The sequence below is a fragment of the Azonexus sp. R2A61 genome (assembly GCF_021401135.1).
Classification (GTDB): Bacteria; Pseudomonadota; Gammaproteobacteria; order Burkholderiales; family Rhodocyclaceae; genus Azonexus.
On the sequence record NZ_JACBFO010000003.1, the window covers coordinates 364904 to 378727 of the forward strand.

Genomic DNA, 13824 nt, shown 5'->3' on the forward strand with positions numbered 1-13824 from the left:
CGTAACCGCGCGTAACCTTATCGCTTCGCCGCTCGGCAGGGCGAGTAGAATCCCCCGCTTTTTCGTGCCCGGCTGCGGTCGACCGCAGCAACGCGCCATTTTTGCCGAGGTTTTCGCCATGATTGTTCGTCCGCGTCTGCACTGGTTTCGCCTGCTTTTCGTTTGGCGCGGTTCGGTGCTGCCGCAGATTGTCGGCCGACTGGTCGTCATCTTTATCGTATCGGTCGTCAGCGTTGCGCTCAGCGGTTGGTGGTTGCAACATTTTCCGCAGTCGGCACTGAGTATTCCGCCATTCACGCTGATGGGCATTGCGCTGGCGATTTTTCTAGGTTTCCGGAATTCCGTCAGTTACGAACGTTTCTGGGAAGCACGCAAGCAGTGGGGCAGCCTGCTGATCGTTGCCCGCAATCTGATCAACAAACTTGGCGTCTGCCAGCCCGAATCTTCGGTTGCCGGGCTGCGCGAGCAGGCGGCGAGACGGGTGACTGCTTTTGCCTATGCCCTGAAGCACCAGTTGCGGGGTACCGATCCGTCGGACGATCTGCGCTTGCGCTTGTCTTCCGAGTGTCTGGCGACGATCGACGGCAAGCTGTTCCCGGCGCAGATCATCCTGCAATCCATCAGTGAGCAGGTGGGCATGCTGCGCCACGACGGTCGCCTTTCCGAGATGGCCTGGCTTGCTTTGGCGCGCGACATCGATCGGCTTGGAGAAGTGGCGGGGGCCAGTGAACGTATTGCCAGTACGCCGATTCCCTACACCTATCGCGTGCTGATGAACCGTACCGTCGTCATCTACTGCCTGTTGCTACCGATCGGCCTGACGACGACGCTGGGTTGGCTGACGCCGCTGATTGCCACTTTTGTGGCTTATTCCTTCTTGGCGCTGGAGACTGTCGGCGAGCAACTGGAGGATCCTTTCGGGATCGAGGCCAATGATCTGGCACTGGACGCCTTGTGCCACACCATCGAGAGTGCGGCCTGCGAACTGGCCGGTGTCGCGCCGCTGGGGCAGGCGCCGCGGGTCGAGGACTTCGTCCTGACCTGAAATCAGCTGGCCAGCAGGACTTCCTTGAGAAAGTTCTCGACCGGCATCCTGAAACCGGCGGCGCCGGGGTGTCCGCCGCCGCCGTAATGGCTGGCGATCCGGCCGGCGTCGATCCCGGGCAGCGAGCGCAGCGATGCTCGCACGATGCCTTGTGGTGCCAGGTGCCAGATCAAGGCGATGCCACCGGCCCGTAATGCCAGCTGATGACCGAGTTCCGAAGCAAACAGTGCATTGGCGTTGATGGCCAGGGCATCAACGCGCAGCCAGTGGGTCTCGCCGTCGCAGATGGTGCCCTGGCCGTGGCGCAAGGCCTGCAGCGGATCGATCGGATTGCCGCGCAATTGGGCCGGAATCACGTTGGGGCTGAGTGCCAGTCGTTTGATTTCTGCTTGCAGGAAATCCTCGATGGCCTGGCCGCGTTGCAAAAAGCCGGGGTAGGCCGGGCTTGCCGGGGTGTGCAGGTGGTCAGCCAGTTGGTTCCAGTGCTCGAAAGCGAATGGCTCCAGATGCAAGGCCCGGCAGAAGGGGCGGGTGTCGGGCAGGGCGAAGCGCCACAGGTCGATGTCCTCGACGTGGCGCAGCAGTAGCGGTATCGGCTGGTCAGGATGAAAATGTCGCCAGGCCAGGGTGGCACCCGATTGATCGAGATTGAAGACGACGCGCAGGCCGAGCGCTTCGTTCACATGAATTTCCCCGTCGTCGCCAAGATTCTGCAGGTGCTCGACCCACGGACTGCGGGCCGTGGCATGGTGATCGAGCTGGGTCGTGGAGCGGGCCTGTCGGGCAATCGCCTCGAGCGATGTCGGCGGAAAGGCGAAGTCGAGTATGTAGACGTCCTGGTCGGCGACGTCTTCTTCTCGCCAATCGTCGCCATGATGCAGTGGCCGGTAGCGTGCCGCATCGCCGAAACGCCGCCAGGCGGCCCAGGCGGCACCGAAGCCGTCGAGACAGTCGGCGTGGAAGTAAATGGTGGCGGACATCTCAGTAATGCGGTGGAATTTCGTCGCGCAGGCTGCGCTGTTCCTGTGGCATGGCATTTTCCATCTGGTCGCGCAGTTTGCGCAATTCGCTGGCAAGTAGCTCGATCTGGCGCTGTTGCTGATAGATCAGCTTGTTTAGTTCCTCAATCTGGTCCTCGCTGAAGCTGATCTTGATTTCCAGCTCGGTCAGGCGTTCTTCCATGGTTGGCTTTCGTGTTTTCGGAGGGGGAATTGTCGGTTTTTCGTCGCCGTCGCGCTACCCGCTTTTCGTAGAGCAGGGGCAGGGTGGCGCCGATCAGCGTCAGGGCGCAAAGTAGGAAAACAAGCCATCCGGCGTTCATCTGCGGTCCACGGAGTTGAAATGCAAATTTCAGGGATGCAAAAATTTTAGCCAAAATGTTGACTTATTTCATGGGGCGTCTATAATGCGCGCTTCTTCAGGCGGTTAGCTCAGTTGGTTAGAGCGCCACGTTGACATCGTGGAGGTCGTTGGTTCGATTCCAATACCGCCTACCAAATTCCTGACGGAGCCGTTTTGGTCACTTTCCGAACTTGCACTGCAGTTCAGAAACTCTAATCGAGTCGGCTTTCGTTCATCCAAAAAAAGTGCGGCTCAGCCCGCACTTTTTTTTCGTCCAGAGAATCTTGTCATGCCCGATATCAAACTTCCCGATGGTTCCATTCGTTCCTTCGCGCAGCCGGTCACCATCGCCGAAGTGGCGGCCAGCATCGGTGCCGGCCTGGCGCGTGCGGCGCTGGCCGGCAAGGTTAATGGCAAGCTGGTCGATACCTCGTACCTGATTGAAGAAAACATCGATCTGGCCATCGTCACCGATCGCGACGCCGATGGCTTGGAACTGATCCGCCACTCGACGGCGCACCTCCTGGCCTACGCGGTCAAGGAACTGTTCCCGGAAGCTCAGGTGACCATCGGCCCGGTCGTCGAAAACGGCTTCTATTACGACTTCGCCTACAAGCGCCCGTTTACGCCGGAAGATCTGGTTGCCATCGAAAAGCGCATGGCCGAACTGGCGAAAAAGGATATTCCGGTGACGCGCGAAGTCTGGAATCGCGACGACGCGGTCAATTTCTTCCTCGGTCAGGGCGAAAAGTACAAAGCCGAACTGATCGCCGCGATTCCCGCCGACCAGCAGGTTTCGCTGTACCGCGAAGGCGATTTCATCGACCTCTGCCGCGGTCCGCACGTACCGTCGACCGGCAAGCTCAAGGTGTTCAAGTTGATGAAGGTGGCTGGCGCCTACTGGCGTGGCGACCATCGCAACGAACAGTTGCAGCGCATCTACGGTACCGCCTGGGCGAAGAAGGAAGACCTCGACGCCTACCTGCACATGCTGGAAGAAGCGGAAAAGCGCGACCACCGTCGCCTGGGCAAGCAGTTTGACCTGTTCCACATGCAGGACGAGGCGCCCGGCCTGGTTTTCTGGCACCCCAAGGGCTGGTCGGTGTGGCAGGAAGTCGAGCAGTACATGCGCAAGGTGTACCGCGACAACGGCTACCAGGAAGTCCGCTGCCCGCAGATTCTCGATCGCTCGCTATGGGAGAAGTCGGGGCACTGGGATCACTACAAGGACAACATGTTCACCACCTCGTCGGAAAACCGTGATTACGCGGTCAAGCCGATGAACTGTCCGGGGCATGTCCAGGTGTTCAATTCCGATCTGCGATCCTATCGCGAGCTGCCGCTGCGTTACGGCGAGTTCGGCTCCTGTCACCGCAATGAACCGACCGGTGCGCTGCATGGCTTGATGCGTGTGCGCGGTTTTGTTCAGGACGACGGTCACATCTTCTGTACCGAAGACCAGATCGAGTCCGAAGTGACGGCGTTCAACGCGCTGGTCAAGCAGGTTTATGCCGATTTCGGCTTCAACGACGTCGCCGTCAAGCTGGCGCTGCGCCCGGAAGGGCGGGTTGGTTCCGACGAAGTCTGGGATAAGGCCGAGGATGCGTTGCGTCAGGGCTTGCGTGCTTCCGGTCTGGAGTGGACCGAGCTGCCGGGCGAGGGGGCTTTCTATGGACCGAAAATCGAGTTCCATATCAAGGATGCGATCGGTCGCTCCTGGCAGTGCGGCACCATGCAGGTCGATTTCTCGATGCCGGGCCGGCTCGGTGCCGAATACGTAGCCGGCAACGACGAGCGCAAGGTGCCGGTGATGCTGCACCGGGCCATCCTCGGTTCGCTGGAGCGCTTCATCGGTATCCTGATCGAGAACTTTGCGGGGGCTTTGCCGCTGTGGCTGGCGCCGGTTCAGGCGGTGGTGCTGAATATTTCGGAAAAACAGGCGGATTACGCTGCCGATGTTGCGCAAAAGCTTCACCAGGCAGGCTTCCGGGCCGAGGCGGATTTGCGTAACGAGAAAATTACCTATAAAATTCGAGAACATAGCTTGAACCGGCTGCCTTATCAGCTTGTTGTAGGCGACAAGGAAAAGGCGGACGGACTGGTAGCCGTGCGTACACGCGGTGGTCAGGATCTCGGACAAATGACGGTCGAGGCACTGATCGAGCGACTCCAAGGGGAAGTCGCGGCGCGTAGTGGCACGGCTTAATTATTGATATTTCGGGGGTTTTACCATCGCTCAGAACAAGACCCATCGGTTGAACGATGAGATCACGGTGCCGGAGATTCGTCTCCAGGGCTTGGAAGGTGAACAGTTAGGTATCGTCAGCATTCGTGCCGCGCTGCAACTGGCGGAAGAAGCTGGCGTTGATCTGGTGGAAATTGCGCCGACGGCAAAGCCGCCGGTTTGCCGGATCATGGACTACGGCAAGTTCAAATACCAGGAAGCCAAGCGGGCACATGAAGCGAAGCTGAAGCAGAAGCAGGTGCAGGTCAAGGAAGTCAAACTGCGCCCTGGTACCGACGAAAACGATTACCAGATCAAGCTCAGGAACATGACGCGCTTCCTGGAAGAGGGCGACAAGGTCAAGGTGACCCTGCGCTTCCGGGGACGCGAAATGGCGCACCAGGAATTCGGGATGCGCCAGTTGGAGCGGATCAAGGCGGACGTCGACGCGATTGGCGCGGTCGAACAGATGCCGAAGATGGAAGGGCGGCAGATGATCATGGTCATCGCGCCGGCCAAGAAGCCGAGCAAGTAAGTTGTAAGCAGTATCTGCGGTTCGCCGCAAGAAGAAGTGCTTTCAGGTAGTGCAAGCGTTCCCGCCGGGAGCCACCTGACGGCATGACATTAAGGAGCATTCAAATGCCCAAGATGAAGACCAAGAGCAGCGCCAAAAAGCGCTTTTCGGTCCGCGCTGGTGGTTCCATCAAGCGTGGTCAAGCCTTCAAGCGTCACATCCTGACCAAGAAGACCACCAAGGTTAAGCGTCACCTCCGCGGTGCCGCAGCGGTGAACGAGCGTGATGTCGCATCCGTTCGCGCCATGATGCCCTACGCGTAAGGAGATAGCACATGTCCCGAGTCAAACGTGGTGTAACCGCCCGCGCCCGTCACAAGAAGGTCCTGGCCCTGGCCAAGGGTTATCGCGGTCGTCGCAAGAACGTCTATCGTATCGCCAAGCAGGCGGTGATGAAGGCCGGTCAGTACCAGTACCGTGACCGTCGTCAGCGCAAGCGTCAGTTCCGTTCCCTGTGGATCGCCCGTATCAATGCCGCCGCTCGTGAGCTGGGCATGAAGTACAGCACCTTCATGAACGGTCTGAAGAAGGCCAACATCGAAGTCGACCGCAAGGTCCTGGCCGATCTGGCCGTCTTCGATCAGCCGGCGTTTGCCGCCCTGGCCGCCCAGGCCAAGGCCAAGCTCGGCGCCTGAGCTTAAGCTCTTGAGAAAAAAGGAGGCGCAAGCCTCCTTTTTTGTTTGAATATCGTGCTTTACGTTGGTAGAAGTTCATGGACAATCTCGACCAGATCGTGCGCGAGGCCCAAGCCGCCTTTGCCGCCATTTCCGATCCCGATGCGCTGGAGCAGGCCAAGGCCCGTTTCCTTGGCAAGAGCGGCCAGATCACCGAACTCCTGAAGGGGTTGGGCAAGTTGCCGCCGGAAGAGAAGAAGACTGCCGGTGCGGCGATCAATGTGGCCAAGACGGCTGTCGAGCAGGCCCTGAACGAGCGCCGTGAAGCCATCCGCAAGGCGGCGCTGGAAGCGCGCCTGGCTGAGGAAGCGCTGGACGTCAGTCTGCCCGGTCGCAGCGAAACGCGCGGTGGCCTGCATCCGGTGACGCGCACCCTGGAGCGCATCGAATCCTTGTTTGCCTCGATTGGTTTCGAAGTCGCCGACGGCCCGGAAATCGAGGAAGACTTCTTCAATTTCACTGCCTTGAATACGCCCGAGGATCACCCGGCGCGTTCGATGCACGACACTTTCTACCTGCAGAACCCGGACGGCAGCGTTGCCGACAAGGTGCTGCTGCGTACCCATACCAGCCCGATCCAGGCGCGTTACATGCAGGCGCATGTGGCCCGTTACGGTCAACGGGAGAAAATGCCGGAAATCCGGATCATCGCGCCGGGCCGCGTCTACCGCGTCGATTCCGACGCGACACACTCGCCGATGTTCCATCAGGTCGAAGGTCTGTGGATCGGCGAAGACGTTTCCTTTGCCGATCTCAAGGGCGTGATCGCCGATTTCCTGAAGAGTTTTTTCGAAACCGACGAGTTGACCGTACGTTTCCGTCCGTCCTTCTTCCCGTTCACCGAGCCGTCCGCCGAGATCGACGTGGCCTTCATGAGCGGCGCGTTGAAGGGCCGCTGGCTGGAAATCGCCGGCTGCGGCATGGTGCATCCGAACGTGCTGCGCCACGCCGGCATCGATCCGGAAAAGTACACCGGCTTTGCCTTCGGTTTCGGTCCCGACCGCCTGACCATGCTGCGCTACGGCGTCAATGACCTGCGCCTGTTCTTCGAGGGCGACCTGCGTTTCCTGCGCCAGTTCGCCTGATCCCGCTTTCGAGACATCACCATGAAATTCTCCGAATCCTGGTTGCGTACCCTCGTCGATCCCCAACTGACGAGCGAGGAACTTTCCCATCTGCTGACCATGGCCGGCCTCGAGGTCGAGGATTTGTCGCCGGTCGCTCCGGCTTTCGACAAGGTCGTCGTCGCGCAGGTGCTGGAAGTCGTCAAACATCCCGATGCCGACCGCCTCAATGTCTGCCAGGTCGATATCGGCAGCGGGACGCCGCAGCAGATCGTCTGCGGCGCGCCGAACGTGGCGGCGGGTCTGAAGGTGCCGTGCGCGCTGCCCGGCGCCGAACTACCGGGCGATTTCAGGATCAAGATTGCCAAGGTGCGCGGTATTGAGTCCTCCGGCATGCTCTGCTCGGCCAAGGAACTCGGCATCGCCGAAGAGGCTTCCGGCCTGCTCATCCTGCCGGCCGACGCGCCGGTTGGTCAAAGCATTCGCCAGTACCTGGAGCTCGACGATCAGGTGTTCGAGATCAAACTGACGCCCAACCGAGCCGACTGCCTGTCGCTGCTCGGGGTGGCGCGCGAAGTCGGTGCCATTACCGGCGTCGCGACGAATTTGCCCGTCGTCGCGGAAGTGCCGGCCAGCATTGCCGACCGCCGCGCCATCGCTCTCGATGCTCCGGTTGCCTGCCCCCTCTACTTCGGTCGTGTCGTCAAGGGTGTTGACGCCAAGGCGCTGACGCCGGAATGGATGAAGCGTCGGCTGGAACGCAGCGGCATCCGTGCGATTTCCGCGCTGGTCGATATCACCAACTACGTCATGCTTGAACTCGGGCAGCCGCTACACGTCTTCGACGATGCGAAGCTGGAAGGCGCCGTGCATGCGCGCTTGGCGCGCCCGGCTGAAAAGCTGTTGCTGCTGAACGAGCAGACGGCTGCGGTCGACGCCGATGTTCTGATGATTTCCGACGATGCCAAGCCACTGGCGATGGCTGGGATCATGGGCGGTGAGGAAAGTGGCGTTACCCTCGAGACGCGGGACCTGTTCCTTGAGTCTGCTTTCTTTGCGCCAGCGGCGATTGCCGGTCGCGCCCGGCGTTACGGATTTGCATCGGATGCCGCGCACCGCTTCGAGCGTGGCGTCGACTTCGGTGGGACGCGGCGTGCCATCGAGCGTGCCACGCAGCTGATCCTTGAGATCTGCGGCGGTCAGGCTGGTCCGGTCGTTGAAGCCAAGGCGGAACTGCCGGCGCGTCAGCCGGTTCGCCTGCGTACCGCAAGGGCAGAAAAGGTACTCGGCGTGCCGCTCGGCAGCGAGCGGATCGCCGGCATTTTCCGCGGCCTGGCACTGCAGTTCACGCAGCAGGGCGACGATTTCCTGGTGACGCCGCCAAGCTGGCGTTTCGACATGGAAATCGAGGAAGACCTGATCGAGGAAATTGCGCGCCTGGTCGGTTATGACAATATTCCATCACCGGCACCGCGCGCGCGCATGGCGATGCTGCGTCAGCCGGAGGCGCAGCGGCCGGCTTACCGCATCCGTCAGATGTTGGCTGACCGCGGTTACCAAGAAGTCGTCAATTTCGCCTTCGTCGATACCGCCTGGGAAACTGATTTCGCCGGGAAGACCGACGAAGCCGATCGGATTCGGCTGGCCAATCCGATTGCCAGCCAGATGGCGGTGATGCGGTCGACCCTGTTCGGTGGCCTGATTTCAAACCTGCTGACCAATCTCAAGCGGAAACAGGGACGTGTCCGTCTGTTCGAGGTTGGCCGGGTTTTCCGGCGCGATACCGAAGCAACGCCCGTGTCGGGCTTTGCGCAGCCGTGGCGACTGGGTGGGCTGGCTTACGGCACGGCGTTGCCGGAAGGCTGGGCCGATGGGGGGCGTAAGGTCGATTTCTTCGACGTCAAGGGTGATCTGGAGGCGTTGCTGCTGCCGGCAGAGGCTGTTTTCGAGCGCCTGACGCATCCCGCCCTGCATCCGGGGCGTGCGGCGCGAATTCTGCTCGACGGGCGGGAAATCGGTTGCGTCGGCGAATTGCATCCGGAATGGGTGCAGAAATATGATTTGCCGGTTGCGCCCATCCTTTTTGAACTCGATTTCTCGGCCCTCAAACAGATCGTTGTACCGGTCTATGGCGAAGTTTCCAACTTCCCGCCGGTTGTTCGCGACCTGGCCGTGGTCGTGGATCAGGACATTGCACTGCAAAGCATCCTGGAGGGTTTGAAACCGGTCCTTTCTTCACTCGTGCGCGATATCCAATTGTTCGATCTTTACGTAGGAAAGGGCGTCCCGGAAAACAAAAAAAGTCTTGCTTTCCGGATAGTTATGCAAGATACTCAACGCACTTTGCAAGATTCGGAAGTGGATGCGGTCGTGCAGCAGATCGCCAGTGAACTGGCGCAGAAATTCGACGCAGAACGACGAGCCTGACGAAAGAAAGATAACGATGACGCTGACCAAAGCCGAACTCGCCGACATCCTTTTCGAGAGAGTTGGACTCAACAAGCGGGAAGCCAAGGACATGGTCGAGGCTTTCTTCGAGGAAATCCGCAATTCGCTGGAAATCGGAGATGGTGTCAAGCTCTCCGGTTTCGGCAATTTCCAGTTGCGCGACAAGCCTCAGCGCCCCGGGCGCAACCCCAAGACCGGCGAAGAAATTCCAATCACCGCGCGACGCGTCGTGACCTTCCATGCCAGTCAGAAACTGAAGTCCGATGTCGAGCTTGCCTTCGATGGACGTACGGCCTAAAACAGCCGGTAGCGAAGAGCTGCCGCCGATCCCTGCCAAACGCTATTTCACCATCGGTGAAGTCAGTGAGTTATGTGGCGTCAAACCCCATGTGCTGCGTTACTGGGAGCAGGAATTCAATCAGTTGAAGCCGGTGAAGCGGCGGGGCAATCGCCGCTACTACCAGCATCATGAAGTGCTGCTGGTTCGCCGCATTCGCGAGCTGCTTTACAATCAAGGGTTTACGATCAGCGGTGCACGCAATCGACTGGATGAGACTGGTACGGTCGACGCCGCGCTGCCGGTGCAAAGCACTGAAAAGGTGCCGGCTGTCGATTTGCGCAGCGAATTAATATCGATTATCGACATGTTGCGCGTTTGAAAGTCGGTATTTTCGGGTATAATCTTTGGCTCGTCGGGGCGTAGCGCAGCCTGGTAGCGCACTTGCATGGGGTGCAAGGGGTCGCGAGTTCGAATCCCGCCGCCCCGACCAAAACACTAAAACCGGTTTAATAACCGGTTTTTTTGTTTTATCGGTTGAAAAAATATCCGGTTCAATTTAAATTGTTTTCGCCTTATTTATAAACCTTGGAGGTTAATATGGATTTGTCGAAACTTTCGCTGGTGGAATTGCGCGATCTGCAGCAGCAGATTCCGGCTGAATTGAAGCGTCGTGAAGTTCAGGAAAAAGCCGATGCACTGAATGAACTGCGTGCTTTTGCCAAAAGCCGGGGATTTTCCCTTGATGAATTGGTCGGCAAGGAGTCGGCAAAAGTCAAGGCACCTTCCGCCGGTAGCAAAGTCAAGGTCAAATACCGTCATCCGCAGAATGCCGAACTCGAATGGACCGGCCGCGGTCGCAAGCCGAAATGGGTCGAAGCCTGGCTGGCCGATGGTGCCTCGCTGGATGCACTGCTCGTCTGATCGTGCGCATCCTGCTCAGTAACGACGACGGCTATTTTGCCCCGGGCTTGGCGGCACTGGCCGAAGCCCTTGCCGGTCTGGGCGAAGTGACCGTCGTCGCGCCGGAACAGAATCGGAGTGGAGCGAGCAATTCGCTGACCCTGGATCGGCCATTGATGCTGAAGCAGGCCGCAAACGGGTTTTATTATGTCAATGGAACGCCGACCGATTGCGTCCATTTGGCGGTCACCGGCATGCTGGATCAATTGCCCGATATTATTGTTTCCGGTGTCAACGCCGGCGCGAATATGGGCGATGACACGATTTATTCCGGTACTGTGGCGGCGGCAACGGAGGGTTATCTGCTGGGTATTCCTTCGATTGCCGTTTCGCTGATCAATTTCGAAGGGCGCTATTTTTCGACGGCCGGTCGGGTGGCCAGAGATTTGGTCGAGCGCTATATGAAACAACCGATCTGGGATCCGGTTTTATTGAATGTAAATGTCCCGGATGTGCCTTATGAGGCACTTCAGGGGATGGAGGTGACGCGCCTCGGGCGGCGTCACAAGGCAGAACCGGTCGTGCGCATGACATCGCCGCGCAAGGAAACGGTTTACTGGATCGGCGCCGCAGGCGCAGCTGCCGATGCGGGTCCGGGAACCGATTTCCATGCGGTCGAACACAGACGGGTTTCAATCACGCCCTTGCAGATTGATCTGACCCACACCACGCAACTCGACACGATTCGTCACTGGATGCAATGAATACGCGATTCGGGCTTCAGGGTATCGGCATGACGTCGCAGCGAACGCGTTCGCGAATGGTCGATCGCCTGCGCGAAAAAGGGATCGCCAACGAAGCCGTGCTCAAGGCGATGGGTGCCGTGCCCCGACATGTTTTCGTCGAGGAAGCTCTGGCTTCCCGAGCCTACGAGGACACGGCATTGCCATTGGGCATGGGGCAGACGATATCGCAGCCTTACATCGTGGCACGCATGGTCGAACTGCTGCTCAAAGGTCGCACTGGTCTGGGCAAGGCCCTGGAGATCGGCGCCGGTTGCGGATATCAGGCAGCGGTGCTGGCACAGCTTACCAACGAAGTCTATGCCGTCGAGCGAATCGGGCCGTTGCTGGAAAAAGCCAAGGCCAACATGCGTACGCTGCAACAGTTCAATGTGCGCCTGAAGCATGGTGACGGCCACTTCGGCATGCCGGAAGCGGCACCGTTCGACAGCATCATTGTTGCCGCCGCCGGCGCCGCCGTGCCGCCCGAACTGGTCCGTCAACTGGCGCCGGGCGGGCGACTGGTCTTGCCTGTCGGCGGCGATGCGCAGTATCTTTCCCTTATCGAACACACACCACAGGGCTACACGGAAACGCGACTGGACCCCGTCCGTTTCGTTCCGCTACTGCCCGGAGTCCAATGATTAGAATCTTCCTGACGCTGTTTCCGCTGCTCTGGCTGGCAGCTTGTTCCCAGGCTCCTGCGCCGACCGTCGATCGCGCACCGACCGCGCAAGCCCAGCGTGTTGCGGGCCCCGGCGAGTATCAGGTCAAACGTGGGGAAACCCTGTACCGGATCGCCAGGGACCACGGCATGACGGTTCAGGAACTGGCGGCGCTCAACGCGATCGAAGATCCCTCGGTACTGCGCGAGGGGCAAATCCTGCGCTTGAAGCCTGCTGGCGACAAGCCAGCGGTTGCCGGTGAAACGGTGGCGACGCCGGTGGGTGTCGGCAGCGCGGTCGAGACCCGTTCGCTTGATGCGCCGGTCGCCTCGGCGCCGACTGCGCCGGGAGGCGCGATCAAGGCGCCGAAGGGTGGCAAGGAACCTTATTCCGATGAAGCTTATGCCCGGCTGAACAAGAGCGATGCGACGCCGGCCGTGGCACCTGCCACGGCACCGGCGGCTCCGCCAACCGCGGCTACGCCACCGCTGACGACGGGCGCCGATACGGCTGCGGTTGAAGGGGTTACCTGGGCCTGGCCGACGACGGCCGCCGTGAAGAGTACTTGGGGGCAGGCCGGCAACAAGGGTTACGACTTCGCCGGCAAGCAGGGCGATCCGGTAGCCGCCTCCGGCGATGGCCGTGTGCTGTATGTCGGCGAGGCGCTTGCCGGTTACGGCAAGCTGGTGATCGTCAAGCACAGCACCGATCTGCTGTCGGTCTATGCCCACAACAGCAAGGTGCTGGTCAAGGAAGGGCAAAGCGTCAAGCGTGGTCAGAAGATCGCCGAGATGGGCAGTACCGGTACCGACAGCGTCAAGCTGCACTTCGAAATCCGCAAGCAGGGCAAGCCGGTCGATCCTGCGCCGTATCTGCCGAGGCGTTAGCCATGCGTGACGAGGCCGAGGACATCGACGACGAGGAAGAAGACCTGGCGGCGATCGAGTCGGCCACCGAGCCTGCTTTTGAAGCCGAGGTGCCGGCCGGTGAAATCGAGTTGCTCGAAGACGTCACCCAGCTATATCTGAACGAAATTGGCGCCAAGCCGCTGTTGACCCCGGAAGAAGAAGTGGCGACGGCACGCCGTGTGCGGGCCGGCGATTTTGCGGCGCGCCAGAAGATGATCGAGCACAACCTGCGGCTCGTCGTGAATATTGCCAAGCACTATCTGAACCGGGGCATTCCGCTGCTCGATCTGGTCGAAGAAGGTAATCTCGGCCTGATCCACGCACTTGAGAAGTTCGACCCGGAGCGCGGTTTCCGTTTCTCGACCTATGCGACATGGTGGATACGCCAGAGCATCGAGCGCGGCATCATGAACCAGTCGCGGACGATCCGTCTGCCGGTGCATGTGGTCAAGGAAATCAATGTCGTGCTGCGCGCCATGCGCCATCTGGAATCGGCGGAAAGCCGCGATTCGACGATCGAACGGGTGGCGCTCCTGATCGACCGGCCGGTCGAGGATGTCCGGCGCATCCTGTCGCTGAACGAACATATCGCTTCGCTTGATGCACCGCTCGAAATCGATCCCGGCCATAGCATGGTCGAACTGATCGCCGACGAGAGCGGGCGCGACCCCGAGTCCCTGTTGCAGGAGCGCGAGGTCGATTCGCTGCTTGGCGACTGGCTGGCCCAGTTGCCGGAGCGTCAGCGACAGATCGTCGAAAGGCGTTACGGCCTGAATGGTGCCGAGGTGGCGACGCTGGATACGATTGCCGGTGAAATGGGCCTGACCCGTGAGCGGGTGCGCCAGATCCAGATCGAAGCACTCGACCGGCTGCGCAAGATCGTCAAGCGCGGCAACATCAGCCGCGATTCCCTGCTCTAG

General features: G+C 60.0%; 16 protein-coding genes and 2 tRNA genes. 16 read left to right on the plus strand and 2 right to left on the minus strand.

Features of this window, described 5'->3' with window-relative positions; all coding sequences use genetic code 11:
- Positions 1-118 precede the first annotated feature (118 nt).
- Positions 119-1045 carry a bestrophin family protein gene (locus L0962_RS11515; protein WP_234086579.1) on the plus strand — a complete coding sequence of 309 codons (927 nt, stop codon included), beginning with the start codon at positions 119-121 and terminating at the stop codon, positions 1043-1045.
- 2 nt (positions 1046-1047) lie between these two features.
- On the opposite strand, the gene L0962_RS11520 is transcribed toward L0962_RS11515, so the two are convergent.
- Together L0962_RS11520 and L0962_RS11525 are read right to left on the minus strand one after the other, a co-directional pair.
- On the minus strand, positions 1048-2025 hold the full coding sequence (locus tag L0962_RS11520) for a DHHA1 domain-containing protein (RefSeq protein ID WP_234086580.1): 978 nt from the start codon (positions 2023-2025) through the stop codon (positions 1048-1050).
- Position 2026: 1 nt separating this feature from the next.
- Positions 2027-2227, minus strand: a complete 201-nt coding sequence (locus L0962_RS11525; RefSeq protein WP_234086581.1) for a SlyX family protein — start codon at positions 2225-2227, stop codon at positions 2027-2029.
- 237 nt (positions 2228-2464) lie between these two features.
- On the opposite strand from L0962_RS11525, the gene L0962_RS11530 reads away from it, so the two are divergent.
- The 15 genes from L0962_RS11530 (at position 2465) to rpoS (ending at position 13824) form a co-directional block, all read left to right on the plus strand.
- Positions 2465-2541: transfer RNA gene (locus L0962_RS11530), tRNA-Val, on the plus strand.
- A 134-nt stretch (positions 2542-2675) separates the two neighbouring features.
- A complete protein-coding gene (gene thrS / locus L0962_RS11535) occupies positions 2676-4592 on the plus strand; it encodes a threonine--tRNA ligase (protein WP_234086582.1) in 1917 nt (638 codons plus the stop codon).
- Positions 4593-4617: 25 nt separating this feature from the next.
- Entirely contained in the window at positions 4618-5145 is a 528-nt protein-coding gene (infC, locus tag L0962_RS11540; RefSeq protein WP_234086925.1) for a translation initiation factor IF-3, read from the plus strand.
- 104 nt (positions 5146-5249) lie between these two features.
- Positions 5250-5447, plus strand: a complete 198-nt coding sequence (gene rpmI, locus L0962_RS11545) for a 50S ribosomal protein L35 (RefSeq protein ID WP_028995804.1) — start codon at positions 5250-5252, stop codon at positions 5445-5447.
- 11 nt (positions 5448-5458) lie between these two features.
- On the plus strand, positions 5459-5818 hold the full coding sequence (rplT, locus tag L0962_RS11550; protein ID WP_234086583.1) for a 50S ribosomal protein L20: 360 nt from the start codon (positions 5459-5461) through the stop codon (positions 5816-5818).
- 77 nt (positions 5819-5895) lie between these two features.
- A complete protein-coding gene (gene pheS, locus L0962_RS11555) occupies positions 5896-6942 on the plus strand; it encodes a phenylalanine--tRNA ligase subunit alpha (RefSeq protein ID WP_234086584.1) in 1047 nt (348 codons plus the stop codon).
- Positions 6943-6963: 21 nt separating this feature from the next.
- A complete protein-coding gene (pheT, locus tag L0962_RS11560) occupies positions 6964-9348 on the plus strand; it encodes a phenylalanine--tRNA ligase subunit beta (protein WP_234086585.1) in 2385 nt (794 codons plus the stop codon).
- A gap of 10 nt (positions 9349-9358) precedes the next feature.
- The gene (locus tag L0962_RS11565) at positions 9359-9667 is read left to right on the plus strand and encodes an integration host factor subunit alpha (RefSeq protein WP_234086926.1); all 309 of its coding nucleotides are present in this window, start codon (positions 9359-9361) and stop codon (positions 9665-9667) included.
- Positions 9651-10028: a MerR family transcriptional regulator gene (locus tag L0962_RS11570; protein ID WP_234086586.1), complete on the plus strand. Its 378-nt coding sequence runs from the start codon at positions 9651-9653 to the stop codon at positions 10026-10028. The genes L0962_RS11565 and L0962_RS11570 overlap by 17 nt, the downstream gene beginning before the upstream one ends.
- 34 nt (positions 10029-10062) lie before the next feature.
- Positions 10063-10139: transfer RNA gene (locus L0962_RS11575), tRNA-Pro, on the plus strand.
- A gap of 107 nt (positions 10140-10246) precedes the next feature.
- Positions 10247-10570, plus strand: coding sequence for an H-NS family nucleoid-associated regulatory protein (locus L0962_RS11580; RefSeq protein WP_234086587.1), 324 nt, complete (start codon positions 10247-10249; stop codon positions 10568-10570).
- A 2-nt stretch (positions 10571-10572) separates the two neighbouring features.
- Entirely contained in the window at positions 10573-11313 is a 741-nt protein-coding gene (surE, locus tag L0962_RS11585) for a 5'/3'-nucleotidase SurE (protein ID WP_234086588.1), read from the plus strand.
- Positions 11314-11342: 29 nt separating this feature from the next.
- The gene (locus L0962_RS11590) at positions 11343-11975 is read left to right on the plus strand and encodes a protein-L-isoaspartate(D-aspartate) O-methyltransferase (protein ID WP_234086589.1); all 633 of its coding nucleotides are present in this window, start codon (positions 11343-11345) and stop codon (positions 11973-11975) included.
- Positions 11972-12883, plus strand: a complete 912-nt coding sequence (locus L0962_RS11595; protein WP_234086590.1) for a peptidoglycan DD-metalloendopeptidase family protein — start codon at positions 11972-11974, stop codon at positions 12881-12883. The genes L0962_RS11590 and L0962_RS11595 overlap by 4 nt, the downstream gene beginning before the upstream one ends.
- A 2-nt stretch (positions 12884-12885) precedes the next feature.
- Entirely contained in the window at positions 12886-13824 is a 939-nt protein-coding gene (rpoS, locus tag L0962_RS11600; RefSeq protein WP_234086591.1) for an RNA polymerase sigma factor RpoS, read from the plus strand.